Below are 16975 nucleotides of genomic sequence, written 5' to 3'. Positions count from 1 at the left end.
CTGATCACCGATAACAGGTAACTTCTCGTAGCTCTTAAACAGTTTCACCGGTTTAAGCCCGGTGAAACTGAAACAACTTCGAAACTCGAAACTATTACTGATAACCGATAACTGCTCATAAACTCGTAGCTCGTAACTCGAAGCTGTTTTCCAGTGTTCGAGGAAATACAGATCACTGAGCACCGAAGCAGGTGACGGACAACTTTTCGTAACTCGCAGCTAGCTTAAACAGTTTCCCCGGGTTTAAACCCGGGGAAACTGAACGACGCCGAAACTCGAAACTATTACTGATAACTGATAACCGATAATTTCCAGTAGCTCGAAACTCTAAGCTGATTTCCGGTGTTCAAGGAATGTGTTGACGTGTTGATGTGTTGGGGGGCTGACGTAAATGCAAGTGTTCAAGTGTTCGAGTGTTAAAGTGTTCAAGGAAATACTGATCACCGGTAACAGATAACTGATAACCGATAACTTCTCGAAGCTGAAATATCGTGAAAGTGTTTCAAATCTTACACCCTGAACGGTGCTGCCTACTTTTTCTCTATCATTGCGCCGTTAAGAAAAATAAACACACTATGAAAAAAATTTTACTGGTAAGCGCGATGGTACTCGTAGCTGGATTTTCTTATGCTCAGTCGATCATTCCGAAAGCGGGCGTTACGATGTCAATGTTCACGGGGGACATTTCTGATTCTTTTTTTAAACCTGGATTCACGTTTGGCGCAGCTTTTAACATGCCGCTCGGTGAAGGCAAGTTTTCTCTTCAGCCTGAAATTAATTTCATTCAAAAGGGCGTGAAGATGGAGGGATACAATTCTCAACTTATGATCGACTATACACAAAAGCTCACCATTAATTACCTGGAAGTTCCTGTATTAATCAAGGTGAACTTCGGCAAGTTCCACTTGAATGTTGGTCCTTCTGCAGCATTCGGTTTGGGCGGCAAAAGTAAATATAAGGCAGACGGCGGCGATGAAGTTGAGAGTGACGTCAAGTTTGGCGAGCAAAAGCTCGATGGAAATTATTACATTAAAGAAAGCACTGATGTAAACTTGCAATTTGGTTTTGGTTTCACCGTTGCCGAAAAAGTTCTACTTGATTTCCGCAGCGGTTTTGGCTTGACCAACTTCGACCAACGCGAAGACTACACGACAAAAAACCTTACACTTCAATTCACAGTAGGCGTACCGTTGTCGATCGGGAAGTAAGTTATCTCGTTCATCAGTTGCCAGTTTCCGGTTGCCTGGACTTTATAAATTACAACCCGGCACACGAAACGATGTGGTGCATAAAAAAAAGAGAGGCTGTCTTCACAAAGGCAGCCTCTCTTTTTTATTGGATCCTTATCTAGTAGAACGCTGGATATTTTTCAGGCCCGATGTAACTGCTTACTTCAGTTGTATACTGGATCGCATTACCCGACAATGGTTCCCACACGTATGTCTTGTGATTAGAGCTTCCATCATCCGAACGTGTGTGACATTCGATTATATTGCCATGATCGTCGGCTCCAAAGGTCTGCGTTTCATATCCGCTACCCAACACAGCAAGAAATCCTTTCGCATCATACTCGTAGCGCTCACCCATCCCTTTTTCTGGATACTTTCCTGTTGCCTTATCCAGTGTAAAACGAGTCTTCGTCGTAAGCTTATTTCCGCTCCACACATACTCCTCTTTGAAATCAATTTTAAGCTGACCACCCTCCTCTGTTAAAACTTCCTTACGAATCAACTTGTCGTTCGCATAGGAATATTTAACCTCGGCTTTGGGAGTTTTCAAATGTGGATCACACACATAACGTTCCAATTGCCCGGCAGCATTGTAGTAAAACTTTACAACGGAAGAATCATTTGCACTTCGCTGCGACATCTGCGATACCAACTTTCCATTCTTGAATTTTCTTGTATACAATGGCACGGTCGATGACTTTTCGCCATACACATACATGATATTGAGATCATGATCGTATTTAATGGTATGGACATCGCGTCTTTTCTCCCACCCTTTCGTGGACGGATTATAATTTTCTGTATATGTTCTTGACAAAAGTCCGTTATCAAGATATTCGAAGTAACGTCTTTCATCCGGTAATTTCTTGCTGAAGGAGTTGCTTTTCTGAATGGCACTGATACGATGTGCATGTTTGTTCACGACAAAATCAGGCGATACATAGTATGGGGATTTTATCTTTTCAATTACCAAAGCGTTACTCTTTCGTTTCAAATCTTGTTGTCTTCCCTTGATACCATCATTGACAATTTCTCCGATCATATCCGACCACGATGAACCCCTCGATTCACTGAGCATGGTTAAATAGCGTGTTGCCTCATTATCATTGATCAACCAGTTGTGTGTAAGCGCGAGGTTGGCATAAAGTGCCCCCACATTTTTCACATTGATTTTTGATTTCTTATCATCTGGATTAAACTCTAGAAGTACCTTCTCCCATATCGCAATTGCTTCTTGAAATAATTTTCTATTCTCATCATTCAAACCATTGGCAGAATAACTTTTAAGGCCGTCCATTGCTTTGGTTTGAGCTTGGTCCATTTCACTGTAATCAAATGATTTAGCTTTCATTGACCAGACAGGTATCGTAATCTCGTCAGTAGGATAGCCGTGCGTATACTTAAGGTATTGCTGAATTCCGAAGAAAGTTGAATTCATGCATTCACGTTTCGCTGCCGCTAACATCGATTCATCTTTATTTCCGGCCTCTGTCGCTGCAGCTTCGGTTGCATAGGTTGTCGAGCTTTGATAATGATACTGCGTCGCCTTAGGTTTTAACAAGGTAGACGTCTGATAAAATTCGAAACGACTATCGCCCGTGAGCAAACTAAGTCGAACATTTAGCGATGATTTGATGACGTACGCATATTTTGTTTCGTTCATGCCTTTCACGGCAGCCGTGGTCAATGTTTGATCATACTTATCAAGGTAGACCAAGACGATAACATCAGGTGAAGTGGGAGAAAATTCAAAACCGTCTAACCGCACATAACCATCAACAGCTTCTTTTTGTGGCAAAGGGAGCGGCGTTGAATTTAAGACTCGATAATGGTAACGTTTAATTTCTAACGGAAGGGGTTTCGATGGAAAAGATTTCATCTTGATGTCCACCTTTTCCATTTCAGCTTTCTGAGCGAATGCTGAGTGGCTACAAATAACAGCCAATAGGGCAACTATTACTTTTTTCATTTTGGGGTTGTTAAAAAGAAAAGTAAATATATCCAACACATCGTATGGGAGTTACAGCGTGTAAGATATCGGCAACTATTGATCAATATCGTGTGGGCAATTGGAGATGAGCTGTCAAAAATGGGTGATCGATGATCGACTTCAAACCCTTTTACAAAAGGTCAACGTCTACCAGGCATGAACGAACGTTCTACTTTCCACCTTTAACTTTTAACTTTAAACCCCACACACAATCAAAAGAATGTATTGGTATCAACTCGAACGGGATGCTAGTGACCTCTTTATGAAAAATGAAGAAGTAGACTGTCGTGTTGCGGCAAAATCGGCATGGGACATTAGCAGCGGCGATTTTGTGATGATTAGGCTGGCAAATGGCAAAAAATATAAAGCAGTAGTTCGAAAAATATCCTTATTCTCCTTTAAAGATGGTTTTGTTGGCGAAATGACCGTAAAAAAGACCCATACAACCTGAATTATTCATTTTAAAGGCTGCCCGTCTTTTGAATTCTTTCAAAAAATCACAAGATTTTGGCTTGTTGATTAAATTTTCTACGTATCTCAAACGTTTTCGATGACTTTATCTCAAAAACACATTCGCACAGACCCACCATTGCTTAAAAAAACGGATTTTTGAGGTACTACAACCAGAATTTTAAGCCACTATGAAAAAATCTTTAATCTTTCTCTTGTTGCTGATAGCCGTCAGCGTTGCAGGAGTTTTTATGCCTGCTGAAGCGCCCTTCGCAGGGGCCTATGATCAGGGAGATATTGCATGGATGCTTGCAGCGTCGGCACTTGTATTATTGATGACGCCAGGACTCGCCTTTTTTTATGGCGGTATGATCGACATGAAGAACGTTGTGACCACGATGTTCCAAAGCTTCATCGCGATGGGTGTTGTCGGCGTCGTTTGGATTGTTGTTGGTTTTAGTTTGGCCTTCGGCGACTCACAAGGCGGACTTATCGGTGACCCATTTTCACATTTCATGTTTCAAAATGTATTAGGACATGAACCTTGGAGCGGCGCGAAGACAATTCCTTTCGTGTTGTTCGCATTCTTTCAATTGAAATTTGCAATCATCACACCGGCGCTCATCACAGGTACATTCGCAGAGCGCGTTCGTTTCAAATCGTATATCATTTTCCTCGTTCTATTTACCATCTTCATCTATTCACCATTAGCACATTGGACATGGCATCCAAAAGGATTCTTGGCCGTGTGGGGCGTGCTTGATTTCGCGGGCGGAACAGTGGTGCACATGTCGGCCGGTATTGCAGCGCTTGCTGCGTCGATCTACTTGCGCACGAGAAATGAAGCAAAGACACACGTACAACCAGCAAACATTCCATATGTTCTATTGGGCACCGGCTTGCTTTGGTTCGGATGGTTTGGATTCAACGCTGGTAGTGCGATGAGCGCAGGTACGTTAGCCGCTGCGGCGTTTGCTACTACCAACACGGCTTCTGCCGCTGCTGGATTTGCTTGGATTCTTTTCGATGCCGTAAGAGGTAAAAAACCTTCCGCACTTGGCTTCTGTATCGGAGCTGTTGTAGGACTCGTTGCCATTACACCGGCCGCAGGATTTGTCACGATTCCTTCAAGCTTGTTCATCGGAACATTCGCGAGCTTAATCAGTAACATCATGGTAAGTTGGAAAACTTCTAAGACATCACTCGAAGATACGCTCGATGTATTCCCTTGTCACGGCGTAGGCGGTGCTGTTGGAATGTTGATGACAGGCCTTCTCGCCAATACAAAAGTTTACGGTAATGCAACAGGTGACGGGCTGTTCTTTAACTGGAACTCTCCCCTTTTCTTTATTCACGTGCAAGCGTTGATCGTTGTGGTCGTGTTTGTTTTTGCAGGATCAATGATCATCATGAAAATTACAGATCTCATCTCACCGCTCCTTGTGAAGTCCGATAAACAAGAAGCATATCAAACAGAAGAAGTAGAAGAAACACTTTACTCAACAGACTTGAGCTCTGCGAAGTAAAGATCTTTCGATGACTATAGCGAAAGCCTGGAAATAACTTCCGGGCTTTTTTTGATCGTGAGTTTCATAATGCGAATAAATCTATGGAACCGGTGTGCAGTGTTGTACGATTAAATCTGCGGAAACTGTGCGTAGTATAAAACATCGACCACCACAAAGCCATCGTGCGGATTGGCGCGCGATTACCCGCGGATTGAAATCCGCGGAAACGGTGTGTAGCGTAAACGGCACCGAACACAGAACCATAGTGCGGTTTAACCGCGGATTAAAATCCGCGGAAACGGTGTAGCGGATACGTCAACGAACACAAAGCATCGTGCGATTAACCGCAGAATGAAATCCGTGGAAACGGTGTGTAGCGGAATGCGTCAACAACCACAAAGCCATCGTGCGATTAAATCTGCGTAACGAAAGTAGTATCGTGCGGTTTAACCGCGGATTGAAATCCGCGGAAACGGTGTGTAGCGGAATGCGTCAACAAGCACAAAGCCATCGTGCGATTAAATCTGCGGAAACGTAAGAAGTATCGTGCGGTTTAACTGAGGATTGAATTCCGCGGAAACGATAGGTAGTGCGAAACGTTAACGAACACAAAGCCATCGTGCAATTAACCACGGATTGAAATGGGTGGAAACGGTAGGTAGCGATTACGAGGGTGCGTTGCATTGATGTTACTAAACACAAAAAGAAGGCTGCTTCCAAATTTCTTTTTCAACAGCCTTTTCGCTTAACATGCGCTATGTATTCTTGAATTCTTTTAAGCATTTACATTGACATCAGCGTTGCTGAATTCATCTTCAATCTTTTTCAATTGAATGATATGACGTTGTGCGTGTAACGCCAAGAAATATAAGTATTGATACACATCCAACTTGCCCAGATTGTTAACAGTCATTGTCGTTTGATGCAACGCCCCTTCACCATTGGGTAGTTGGTCCAAGGTTAAAAGGCAGTGCAGCAATTGGTCACGCCACTTTGCGCGTACATCGGTAAGCAATTCTTTTCCCGACGGCGCATGATGATTTGGTCTATGCCATTGAAACGTTCCAGGCTTCGCAATTTCTTGAAAGCCATCCTTCATGAGTGAATAGTTTTCAACTGCAGACTTCAATGCTTGTTCATCGCTGCTTTTAGCAAGCGCTTTTTGTTTTCCTTTTTCTACGAGTACTAACAGGTCTTGCGTGGTGAGGGAGATATGCTCCAACACTTCGCTCACAGACCATCCGCCATTTTGGGGACGATAGCAATGCAACGAGTGCTCTTTGTCGAACCATTCGTCCACGACTGCGAAAGTGCGGATGAGTTCGCGTTTTAGGTTAATGAGAATATGTTCGAGGGTCATTTGTTGTTCAGTAATAATCAAAAAAAAAGCCTGGGTATGAGGCCCAGGCTTTCGATATCGTTGTTTGTATTTTTTCTATCATCGTACAAACACCATCTTGTCCCGGGCAATAATTACGCACTTCACATCCTTGCGAAGCGGCGTCATTGCGGCGAAATGGAACATTGGCGTATTCATAATGAGACAAAGGTAAACGGATTTTTTCTTAAGTTCCTACAGTCGACAAAAGAAAAATGTGATTTGGAATAATTCTAAGCACTCAACTTGCTGTTACTCACAGCCATTCTATGAAGTTATACAACAATAAAATTTATTGATGGCGCTACTGTAAACACAACTAACTCACATCAAAAATTGCTGTAACGGTCGACGAACTTGTCGATGGCTTCGGTCTTTTTGAAATCGGTCGACGTTAACAACTTCAAGTATTCTTCAATAACGGATCTGCTTTTCGACGGTGGATATTTGCCAACGAAGTTAACATAGGCATTCCTAAACTCATCGCTTAAACGCTCCGTCTCGCCATAGTCGAATGCCGGTGTGTTGTCCATTCCGATCAAGAGAAAGTATAAGTAAGCGTTCTTTTTTGCTTCTACTTCTTTTTGAAATATGGTGCCAGAATACTTATCCAGGAAGCTGTCCCAGTAAACCAATCGATCAATAAGTTGTTCAACAGAAATCGTGAAGCCTGCATCAATCGCAAAAGGATGTTCCGTTTCAATTTGCCATTGCGTTATGTAATCTTTTCCCGCAGGCGACATAAACGGATGAAACTCGCGCTTGATCATTTCGGGCTCCGCATCTAAAAACGTAACACCCTCTTCTTGTGTCATTCGCAATGCATTTTGCGCTAGTGAATCGATATAAGCCTGAGTCGCTTCCGAAAATTTTACTTCTTCAGACCAGCTCGCCAACACCTCGTAGTCGGCACGTGCCTCAAGTTGCTGTTGGAGCGTATTGATCAGTTCCGACTGAAAAATCAAATAACGATCGAACGCACTATCACATGATACCGGATTTTGCTTGTTGAAGTTCACTTTGAAAATTTCCAGCCCCTCTCCCGAAGATGAAAGCTTTATTGGCAATGCCGTGAGACGTGCATCATACTGCTTCATGGTAAGTTGCTGAGCACCTGCATTTGTTGCCGAGGAATCATATCCGGTCGAATCCGCAGCCGTCGTTGATTCATTACTTCGCCTACAAGCAAAAAGTAGAAAAGTAAAAATGACACCGTAAAGGATTGTTTTCATACAAACGTAGATCTATCGCGAAGATACACATTCACGTTAGATCTACGGCATGTCAATTCAACGGCATCGATAACAGCATTAGCACATGCATTAGGTATTAGGTCTTGGGTGTTGGGGCGTGGAAATTGGGGATTGCTGGTGACCGGAAAAATACCCTCGTAAATCGGGTTGGCTTCACCTCGGCAATCGTTGGGTGTCGCTTTATCTTCGTGTGTTTTAGCAAAGGCATCTGACTAACGTTTGACTGTATCTTTCTGCACGATTCGATAACGTGACGGAAACATTGCTGTCATATGCCTTGCCTAGATTTCCATACGATTAACCTAATGCAGCATGAGACTACACTACAGTTTCTTATTCTTGTTTTTGTGCGCAACGATATCACATCTTCACGCTCAGATCAGTTTGTTTCAAATCAATGCTTCGTACCGTCAAGACTTTGACTCACTATTAAGCACAGGTACCACCAATGATTTTTCGACATTTCCACACGGTTGGGTTGCGGTAGAGTCAGGAACGAATGCTAACACGACGTATGCGTCATCGACGGGCAGTGCCAATGCGGGGAACACTTATAGCTTCGGAACAAACGGCGAGCGATCCTTTGGAGGATTGCAATCGGGATCACTTATTCCCACTGTTGGCGCTGGCTTTGTCAACAATACTGGCACCGTGATCAACGCGCTACAAATTTCTTATCGCGGTGAACAGTGGAGACTCGGCGCGGTAAATAGAATTGACCGCCTTGATTTTCAATACAGTCTCGATGCTACATCGTTGACCACCGGAACATGGTCCGATCTCGACGCACTTGACTTTAATGGTCCGATTTCTACTGGCACTGCCGGAGCATTGAATGGCAACGACTCGCTCAGCAGCACTGTTCTTATAACGACAATCGATGGACTTACAATAACACCGGGTACAAAATTCTTTATTCGCTGGAATGACTTCAATGCTGGCGGCGCTGACGACGGCCTAAGTATTGATGACTTCAGTATTACACCCATTGGCATCGATCTTGGAACAACAGCCATCACTTTCTCACCGGCATCCTTAAATTTTGGAGATGTGATTGTCGGCTCATCAGACACATTAAGCTATCATGTAGCCGGAAAAAATCTCCCCGACTCCATTGCTGTTTTTACCTTCGGTTCCGAGTTTAGCATATCCGTTGATGGCGTTACGTTTTCAAATTCACTTACGCTGCTACCTACTGGCGGCCGCATCGTTGTAAAGTTCACACCCACGAGAAATGGACTCACACGCGATTCGATACTTCACGTCAGTGACGATGTACAGAGGTCGATCAGCTTAACCGGCAACGGATTTGTTCAGGCTGCGAATATCATTCCTATTGCAGCAGCACGCACTCAGCCTATTGGAACACGTGTGACGGTGGCGGGTAGGATCACCGTTGCAAACCAACACGGCAACCCAGCCTATATCCAAGATGTCACAGGCGGCATTCCTGTATTCGATTACACGATGGCATCTTCGGTTGAGATCGGCGACTCAATTATTGTAACGGGCCCTATTGGCGTGTTTAATAATCAAGTACAGATCAGTGGAAGCAACATCATTTTCACCGACGCTGGTGGCCCGCAAATTATCAGAGCACCAAAGGTAATTTCGCCGTCCGCATTAGCTGCACACGAAGGACAATTGGTAACGGTTAGAAACGTTAGGCTTGTCAACACAAATTTTGTTTTTTATCCGCAGAGCACAGAGATTATCACAAACGACACAACGTCGATCGATTTACGAATTGATGGCGACACGGACATCCCTGGGCTTACCAAACCACAGGGCATTGTCGATATCACAGGTGTTGTCGGAAGGTTCCGATCCAACGCACAACTTCTGCCGCGTTTCCGCGCTGACATTCCTGGTGCTGACGAACCTACTGTCCCATCAGATACAATCCCGAAACATAAAACACTTGACATTGTAAATTGGAACCTCGAATTCTTTGGTGCCACGCGAGAAGATTATCCAGAGGAATATGGACCAGCTGATGAAGCATTACAGTTAGCAAACGTAAAACAAGTATTAGATTCATTGCAGGCCGACATCATTGCTGTGCAAGAAATATCCGATGACTCGTCGTTCTTTGCATTGGTTCGTCAACTTGGCCACTACAAAGGTGTCTGTTCCGATCGCTTCTCCTACTCTTTTGATGGGCCCAGCAACTTTCCTCCACAGAAGGTTTGCTACATCTACGACACATTAACAGTAAGCGCACTTTCCTCACGCGCATTATTTGAAAATCTGTATGACTCTGCGCGCCTCTATGATGCATCTCTTCTACCTGGCTATCCTGGAGGCGGTGCGAGCAGTTTTTATTCCAGTGGAAGACTTCCGTTTTTGTTGAAGGCGTCCATCAATATCAGCGGTGTAGAAACGATAGTATCATTGATTGATATCCATGCAAAATCGGGCTCTACTCCTGCCGACCACGCACGCCGACTGTATGACGCTGCGGTACTTAAGGACACGTTAGATACGCACTTCGCAAATACGAATTTTATTATCCTCGGTGATTTGAATGACGACCTCGATCAATCGATCACATCAGGACTACAATCGCCCTATCAAGCATTTGTGAACGACACGGCGCGCTATTCAACCGTTACTAAAGTCTTAAGTGAAGCGGGTGCAAGATCCACCGTAAGCTTCAACGATGTTATCGACCATCAAATTATTTCTAACGAGATGCACACGCAATACATCGACGGCGCGGCGACGATTATCACTCCCTTTGGCACGATACCTAACTATGGCAACACAACTTCCGATCATCTTCCAGTAATCACGAGATACTCCTTAACAGCACCTCGCATTAATTTCGTTTCAGCAGCAGCCGCCGTTGCAGAAGTAGACTCATCAACCTATCGCATAACACTACGTTCTTCGAAGCGATTTTCTTCAACCAAAACAATTGCAGTTCACATTTCCGGAAACGCGATCGTGAACGAAGACTATGTTGTAACTGGAGATTCGTTAAGCAGCACCATTTATGTGACACTGGAGAGCGATTCACTTCAAACGCATTTTGACATCAGGGTAGTTGATGACTTCTTCGACGAAACCAACGAAAAGGCGATCTTTACCATTCAACCGGGTTACGGATTTGTTTCCGGTGACTCTTCCATGTTCGCGTTGACCATTACGGATAACGATATACCGGAAATTTCTTTTGCAAAAATCATTTCCTCTGCCTTTGAAGGTAGTGGCGATCAAACCATTCAGTTAAAACTCTCGACGCCTGTGGCGACAGAACAACACATTACATTGCAAGTCACCAATGCGTTAGGTGCAAGTTATGGATCAGATTATACCACTACCCCATCCGTTGTGAATGGTAAGATTACGTTGCCTGTTGACGCTGGCAGCAATGAAACGTCATTCGTCATCACACCGCTCAGCGACAGCAGACGTGAGATTGCCGAAGTGGTGACCTTTAAGATCGCTTCTGTATCCAGTGGTATCACTGCAAAAAATCCAACAGTATCCGTGTTTACCATTCTTGACAGCCGACTGCGAAACATTTTTATGAACGTCGCGCCAAACCCAACGACACATACAGCGAAGCTCGTGACAGAAGGCATTGAGTTGTCGGCATTTATTTCGCTGGAGTTACGCAGTAGCACAGGAGAATTATTACTGCATACAAATGGAGCGCTCGACAAAGTGAATGACGTACTCGAATCCAGCTTCATGCAACTTAAACGAGGCATTTATATTATCAAAGTGGTTCATCAAAGCGAAACCCATCAATTCCGCCTGGTGAAATCATAATCGTTTTCTCTAAAGGACTCTCTTGTTCAAGCGCCTCTTTGTAATGAAGGGGCGCTTTGTTTTTACGCGAGCAGAAAGATGGTATTACTCTTCGGTCCATGAGCGCCCAGTACAAGCGATTGCTCTATATCGGCAGTCTTAGAAGGACCAGCGATGAAGGTACCGAAATTGTATCCATCGGCACCGATGCGTTGATAAGCTTCATGGAGTGTTGGCACTATATCTTGCGCGGAAATTATCATTGCTAAATTATTTGCAATGAAAGGCAACGCCCGGTCTCCCATGCTGCCGTCTGTGATCCATACGGCGCCATTCTCTGCAACACCGAATGCTCCTGGCACCACGGTGAGTGCTACGTTTTCGAGTAAATGAGGGTCCGCTTCTAATGTTGTCGCGTAAGAATCTACGCCTTGCACCAAACTCACGACACGCTGACCAGAGAAATGTTTAATGACATAATCATTTACCACCGACAGCGAGCTCACCTTTATGACCGCGCCACCAATACCAACAAGCGTATCGATAAATTTCTGAACAACGTCGAAGCTTGTTGCCGATGGTTGATAATCGGGTATCGCGGTGGCCTCTTTGGGTAACGCTTCACGAATTGCCAATAACATTTTATCGCGACTCATTTCTTCTTTCGATTATCTTGATACCATCTCCGAAAACTTTGTGAAGGCGGCGCCGGCATTTCACGTTGTTTTGCCCATGGATTTATTTTATTTGATGCCAACGTCGGAAATGTTTTCAAGAACCATCGACCCACATTTCCGGCGTAGCGATATAACCATGGACGCGATAGCACTGCTGTCATCGCGGCGATTCCCACCTCCTTTTGTTTCGAAACATAACCTGCTTGAACAATAACTTGGCGCCACTGGTAAAGTTGCTCATGGATGTTAATCTTCACGGGACAAACATTTGAACACGAACCACACAACGTCGATGCAAACGGAAGGTCAGCATACTGTTTCATATCCAGTGAAGGCGCTAAGATCGATCCGATGGGTCCGGCGATTGCATAGTTGTAGCTATGACCACCACTGCGTCGATACACGGGGCAAGTATTCATACAGGCGCCACAACGAATACACTTCAACGCATTCTTAAAGGAATGATGCTTCATTCGTTCACTCCTACCGTTGTCCACTAGAACGATATGCATCTCTTGTCCCGGCCGCGGCTTTCTAAAATGACTCGAGTATGTTGTGATGGGTTGCCCCGTAGCACTTCTGGCTAACAGTCGAAGAAAAACACTGAGATGCTTCCTTTCTGGAATAAGCTTTTCAATCCCCATGCAAGCGATGTGAACATCGGCGAGCTGAACACCGAGATCGGCGTTTCCCTCGTTTGTACACACTACAATTTCACCCGTCTCTGCGACGCCAAAATTGACGCCAGTTATCGCGACTTTACTCGACATGAACGATTGCCGCAGATGAGTGCGCGCTGCAGCCGTTAGAAAAGTTGGATCGGCATTTCCTTCAGGGGTGCCAAGGTGCTTATGAAACAAGGCGCCTATCTCCTCTTTCTTCCAATGGATACAAGGTAGAACGATGTGGCTCGGCGGTTCTCCCGCGAGTTGTACAATTCTTTCACCAAGGTCCGTATCCACCACCTCAACACCATGATCATGAAGATATTCATTGAGACGACATTCTTCCGTAAGCATGGATTTACTCTTCACGATTTTAGAAACCTGATGGCGCTTTAAGATCTGATGGACAATTTCATTGTGCTCTTCTGCATCTGCGGCCCAGTGTACAACAACACCATTACGCTGCGCTTGTGCCTCAAACGAAATCAAGTAGTCATGTAGATTAGAAAGTACGTTGTCTTTTATTGCTGAGGCTTGATCGCGAAGCGCTTCCCAATCAGGTATAGTCCACGCAGCGCGATCACGTTTTTGCCGAATAAACCACAACGTCTTATCATGCCAATCGACACGCGCTTCATCACGATTGAATACCTCTGCACGTGTAGCGTGGTCTTGCGTTGGTTGATTGCCCATCATTGCGCATTTAGGATTTCTGCAATATGTACAACACGTACTTTGCTTTTCTGTCGTCTCAAAATCCCATCCAAGTGCATCAAGCACGACATATCACTTCCGGTGATGAAGTCCGCATCATGTTGAATGTGATCAGCTATACGATCTTTGCCCATTTTCACGGAGACCGCCTCCTCTGAAATACAAAACGTTCCGCCGAAGCCACAACATTCATCTTTGCGATCCAGTGAAATTAATTCGAGACCACCAACCATTTTCAATAGTGACTCCGATTTTGAAAATGGCTTCGCTACCAATTCCGACATTTGAGCAATTGCCAAACCACGTTGACCATGACAACTTTGATGCAATCCAACTTTAAAGTGAAAGCGACTGGTCAATGATCTTACCTGAACAACATCGGTAAGAAATTCGGTGAGCTCCATTACGCGCGAACGAATCGCTGCTGCTGCAGAATCATCTCCACGTGTATGCAAATGATCTTTGATGTGCAACGAGCAACTTCCAGATGGCGACACGATATAATCGAAGCCTGTGAAATTGTGAATGAACAGCTTATTATTTTTATCACTGAGATGTTCAAATCCTGCGTTAGCCATCGGCTGACCACAACATGTTTGATTGACAGGATAATAAACATCAATTCCTAATCGCTCAAGGAGTTCGAGCGTAGCAATAGCAACCTTCGGATAAAACTGATCGACGTAACAGGGTATGAACAATCCTACTTTCATGACAGAATTCCTATCAAAGATTGTTCTTTTTAGAAGATAACCAAAATTGCTTCCTGATAAAAAGTAATCCATTGTTGCGCGAAGGCTGCGCAGTAACAACAGTCATTTTCAAAATTTATCGCAGTGTTTCGAATCGAGGTACGAAATCACGAAGCATAGGCACAAAACTACTACCATGTGTTCCCTTTGGAATGGTGATCAGGGACACCTGATTAGCCCCGTTTGATTTAAAATTTTGCAGCGTGCGTTCTGAATTTGTGAACGGAATAATCTCATCGGCAGTACCATGATAGAGCAGGATGGGAATATCAGTTTTCCATCCTAACACCGAATTATCAGCGAGCGCCCTCTTCACTACAAGCTCGCCATTGCTTTGGCTAAGACTTGCGTAAAAATCCTGATTGAGCAGCGCTGATACCGTGGTCGTAAGTTTGCTATTGAGAAAACTTCCTGAATAATTTCCGTTAAGATAAGTATCGATAGCTTTTGCATAGGGTTCATTAAAGAAATCGCTGGTCGGCCTACCCCAGTCATAGGTTTTATTGTAAGCCGTGAGTACAAATGCCAAATAGCTTGGGTATGCATAATGTTCAGCTTGCGTAACACTCTCCAACATCGACGATAAATCATAGCCTCCCGCACCAGCTGCTACGGCGGTAACTTTTAAATCATGACTTGCATTTGTATCTATTTCTTTCGCTGCAGCTAAGGTAACGTATCCTCCCTCGGAATATCCAGCGAGAAACAACTTATCATTAAATGCGATTTTGTGCTCGCGTAAGTATTCTTTCACCGCTTTAATCATGTCAATCACACTTTGTGCAGACGAGGTTCTATCGTAATATGGGTGAAAGATTTGAGATGACTTTCCATAGCCAACAAAATCAGGCATAAAGGCAATGTACCCTGCAGACGCAAAATACTCCATCCCCGTGGGATCGCTAGATGTGGATGGCGCGTCAGACTTTACAAATTCAGTTCCATGCTGAAGGCTTAGCAACGGTGCTGCATCACGAATACCCTCGGGAATAAAAAGAACACCCGATGCATCAATCACCTCACCTTTAAAAGTCGTTTTATAAACGATGGTATATTTTGTAACTGCATACTTCAACAGCTTTAAGAATTCTGTCTCACCAGACAATTGCGCGAACGACTGAAGAACCGGTAGCGACACCGTTGCTGTTTGTTCTGCCGACACGAAATAGCTATTTGATTCGCCTGCGATCGGCTTATCCGTCGATGCATCGTCACCACACGCGACGATGGCCGCTGTGCTGAAAAGGGTGATGAGATATGATTTAAAAATATTCATAGGTATGGTCGTTCGTATAGTTAAAGTGCCATGATCCAGCCAGTTTGCCCGGCCTTTGTCTTTACAAAATCGAAATTCTTAAAGCGCGCAAGGATTTCCACGGTGGAAGATTTCTGAAGATGCTCGAGGGGCGCGGCATCATCCTTACTTTCAGATAACAACGTCGCATCACTCTTCAATCGTATCAGCCTTCCCTTGTCTGTAGACCCGATGCTCTTGGGCAAAAATCCTTGCCTGTTGTCGGGGAGTGCCACGCGATACCAGGTCTTAGTCTGCGCAAGTACCCGCACGTAAGTATCTTTCGACAACTTTTCTCGCACGCCTTGCTTCACATCAGGCCCGACACGAAGCAATGCGTTTTTCTGAATCACACGGTAAGGCTGAAAATTGAATGCCGTATCAAGCGGCGATGGGTTATCAAGTTTATCCATCGTGAGTATATAGTGAATGGGATCTTTACTTTTGGTTTGATAAATTCCAAAGTGTAAATGCGACGGCGTATATTTTGCATTACCTGTATTTCCAACCAACCCGAGCGTATCTCCTTGCTTGACGTTCACGCCAGGCTTCACCAATTGCTCGTCGAGGTGCGCGAAGTAGTATGAGTTACCGCGCTTACCATCTTGCATCCAAACCACTTTTCCACCGAGCGTGCTTGTACCGACGCGTGTAATACGACCTGCTGTTGGTGCTACTACTGGTGTTCCTTTCGGCGCAAAAATATCGACGCTTTCATGTTTCCTTTTCCCGCCGTCGCGCGCGTCGCCATAGAAGCTCCCAATAGATTTATTCGATGCACCCTGAACAGGATTCACAAGTACGGGTGTCATGGTAATCGTAATAGTATAATAGGTATTGACCAACAACTCAGGCTGAATTCGAATCAAGCATTGTTGATCCTTCTCAAATTCATATGATAGCTGTAATGTTGAATCACCATGCGCTAAGGCAGTCCATGTGGTATCTGTGCGGGCAAAAAGGTCAACAAACATAGCAGCCGACTGCGCTGATTTTATCTTCGCGCTTACTTGCAACACCTGACCATCGCGCGCTGCAAATGAATACGACCGCGCTTCCGGAATACCCGCTTGAAAAGAGCCCCCTTCTGTAAACGGAAGCGATATCGTAATGGAGTCTTGCAATGCACGCTTGCCAGCGTCTATCCACGACGATGCCAATACAGTTTTATCGAGTTGAGCATTCTCCAAGCGCTGCACATAATGCTCATAGGGAGATTTTTTTATGAATGCCGACTTTATACTTTTAATACCATTGCATGAAAGGAGTATCATGCTCACGACAACGTAGAGGATTTTTCGCATGC

General features: G+C 44.5%; 12 protein-coding genes. 4 read left to right on the top strand and 8 right to left on the bottom strand.

The genetic code is table 11. The features are described from left to right. Window positions 1-575: 575 nt before the first annotated feature. On the top strand, window positions 576-1208 hold the full coding sequence (locus tag DQQ10_RS20430; RefSeq protein ID WP_112748779.1) for a porin family protein: 633 nt from the start codon (window positions 576-578) through the stop codon (window positions 1206-1208). Window positions 1209-1347: 139 nt separating this feature from the next. Here DQQ10_RS20430 and DQQ10_RS20425 read toward each other — a convergent pair whose 3' ends face one another. After that, the gene (locus DQQ10_RS20425; RefSeq protein WP_133259706.1) at window positions 1348-3198 is read right to left on the bottom strand and encodes a hypothetical protein; all 1851 of its coding nucleotides are present in this window, start codon (window positions 3196-3198) and stop codon (window positions 1348-1350) included. 283 nt (window positions 3199-3481) lie between these two features. Between DQQ10_RS20425 and DQQ10_RS20420 the strand changes: the two genes are divergently transcribed. Both DQQ10_RS20420 and DQQ10_RS20415 read left to right on the top strand, forming a co-directional pair. Next, window positions 3482-3670: a hypothetical protein gene (locus tag DQQ10_RS20420; protein ID WP_133259705.1), complete on the top strand. Its 189-nt coding sequence runs from the start codon at window positions 3482-3484 to the stop codon at window positions 3668-3670. 190 nt (window positions 3671-3860) lie between these two features. Continuing rightward, the gene (locus tag DQQ10_RS20415; protein WP_112748776.1) at window positions 3861-5195 is read left to right on the top strand and encodes an ammonium transporter; all 1335 of its coding nucleotides are present in this window, start codon (window positions 3861-3863) and stop codon (window positions 5193-5195) included. Between the two features lie 757 nt (window positions 5196-5952). On the opposite strand, the gene DQQ10_RS20410 is transcribed toward DQQ10_RS20415, so the two are convergent. Together DQQ10_RS20410 and DQQ10_RS20400 are read right to left on the bottom strand one after the other, a co-directional pair. Further along, complete coding sequence (locus DQQ10_RS20410) at window positions 5953-6537, bottom strand: DinB family protein (RefSeq protein WP_112748775.1); 585 nt, start codon at window positions 6535-6537, stop codon at window positions 5953-5955. A 347-nt stretch (window positions 6538-6884) separates the two neighbouring features. Continuing rightward, on the bottom strand, window positions 6885-7787 hold the full coding sequence (locus tag DQQ10_RS20400) for a hypothetical protein (RefSeq protein ID WP_112748773.1): 903 nt from the start codon (window positions 7785-7787) through the stop codon (window positions 6885-6887). A gap of 333 nt (window positions 7788-8120) precedes the next feature. Between DQQ10_RS20400 and DQQ10_RS20395 the strand changes: the two genes are divergently transcribed. Then, a complete protein-coding gene (locus DQQ10_RS20395) occupies window positions 8121-11588 on the top strand; it encodes a DUF5689 domain-containing protein (RefSeq protein WP_112748772.1) in 3468 nt (1155 codons plus the stop codon). A 62-nt stretch (window positions 11589-11650) separates the two neighbouring features. On the opposite strand, the gene DQQ10_RS20390 is transcribed toward DQQ10_RS20395, so the two are convergent. The 5 genes from DQQ10_RS20390 to DQQ10_RS20370 all read right to left on the bottom strand — a co-directional run bounded on the left by DQQ10_RS20390 (window position 11651) and on the right by DQQ10_RS20370 (window position 16943). Beyond that, window positions 11651-12223 (bottom strand): LutC/YkgG family protein, encoded by a 573-nt coding sequence (locus DQQ10_RS20390; protein ID WP_112748771.1) that lies wholly within the window; start codon window positions 12221-12223, stop codon window positions 11651-11653. Beyond that, window positions 12220-13602: a lactate utilization protein B gene (locus DQQ10_RS20385; protein ID WP_112748770.1), complete on the bottom strand. Its 1383-nt coding sequence runs from the start codon at window positions 13600-13602 to the stop codon at window positions 12220-12222. Before DQQ10_RS20385 ends, DQQ10_RS20390 begins: the two co-directional genes overlap by 4 nt. Next, the gene (locus DQQ10_RS20380; protein WP_112748803.1) at window positions 13602-14336 is read right to left on the bottom strand and encodes a (Fe-S)-binding protein; all 735 of its coding nucleotides are present in this window, start codon (window positions 14334-14336) and stop codon (window positions 13602-13604) included. The genes DQQ10_RS20385 and DQQ10_RS20380 overlap by 1 nt, the downstream gene beginning before the upstream one ends. A 115-nt stretch (window positions 14337-14451) precedes the next feature. Next, window positions 14452-15651, bottom strand: a complete 1200-nt coding sequence (locus DQQ10_RS20375; protein WP_112748769.1) for an alpha/beta hydrolase family protein — start codon at window positions 15649-15651, stop codon at window positions 14452-14454. Between the two features lie 20 nt (window positions 15652-15671). Then, window positions 15672-16943: a M23 family metallopeptidase gene (locus DQQ10_RS20370; RefSeq protein WP_245970485.1), complete on the bottom strand. Its 1272-nt coding sequence runs from the start codon at window positions 16941-16943 to the stop codon at window positions 15672-15674. Window positions 16944-16975 lie beyond the last annotated feature (32 nt).

This window comes from Pseudochryseolinea flava (assembly GCF_003286915.1).
Taxonomy (GTDB): domain Bacteria; phylum Bacteroidota; class Bacteroidia; order Cytophagales; family Cyclobacteriaceae; genus Ohtaekwangia; species Ohtaekwangia flava.
The sequence above is the reverse complement of the archived record's forward strand: the minus strand, read 5'-3'. Positions and strand labels throughout refer to the sequence as shown.

Coding starts and splice junctions, on each gene's coding strand:
- DQQ10_RS20375 (WP_112748769.1), bottom strand. CDS start 15,651: ATGAATATTTTTAAATCATATCTCATCACCCTTTTCAGCACAGCGGCC.
- DQQ10_RS20390 (WP_112748771.1), bottom strand. CDS start 12,223: ATGAGTCGCGATAAAATGTTATTGGCAATTCGTGAAGCGTTACCCAAA.
- DQQ10_RS20395 (WP_112748772.1), top strand. CDS start 8,121: ATGAGACTACACTACAGTTTCTTATTCTTGTTTTTGTGCGCAACGATA.
- DQQ10_RS20420 (WP_133259705.1), top strand. CDS start 3,482: ATGAAAAATGAAGAAGTAGACTGTCGTGTTGCGGCAAAATCGGCATGG.
- DQQ10_RS20400 (WP_112748773.1), bottom strand. CDS start 7,787: ATGAAAACAATCCTTTACGGTGTCATTTTTACTTTTCTACTTTTTGCT.
- DQQ10_RS20380 (WP_112748803.1), bottom strand. CDS start 14,336: ATGAAAGTAGGATTGTTCATACCCTGTTACGTCGATCAGTTTTATCCG.
- DQQ10_RS20415 (WP_112748776.1), top strand. CDS start 3,861: ATGAAAAAATCTTTAATCTTTCTCTTGTTGCTGATAGCCGTCAGCGTT.
- DQQ10_RS20410 (WP_112748775.1), bottom strand. CDS start 6,537: ATGACCCTCGAACATATTCTCATTAACCTAAAACGCGAACTCATCCGC.
- DQQ10_RS20385 (WP_112748770.1), bottom strand. CDS start 13,602: ATGGGCAATCAACCAACGCAAGACCACGCTACACGTGCAGAGGTATTC.
- DQQ10_RS20430 (WP_112748779.1), top strand. CDS start 576: ATGAAAAAAATTTTACTGGTAAGCGCGATGGTACTCGTAGCTGGATTT.
- DQQ10_RS20425 (WP_133259706.1), bottom strand. CDS start 3,198: ATGAAAAAAGTAATAGTTGCCCTATTGGCTGTTATTTGTAGCCACTCA.
- DQQ10_RS20370 (WP_245970485.1), bottom strand. CDS start 16,943: ATGATACTCCTTTCATGCAATGGTATTAAAAGTATAAAGTCGGCATTC.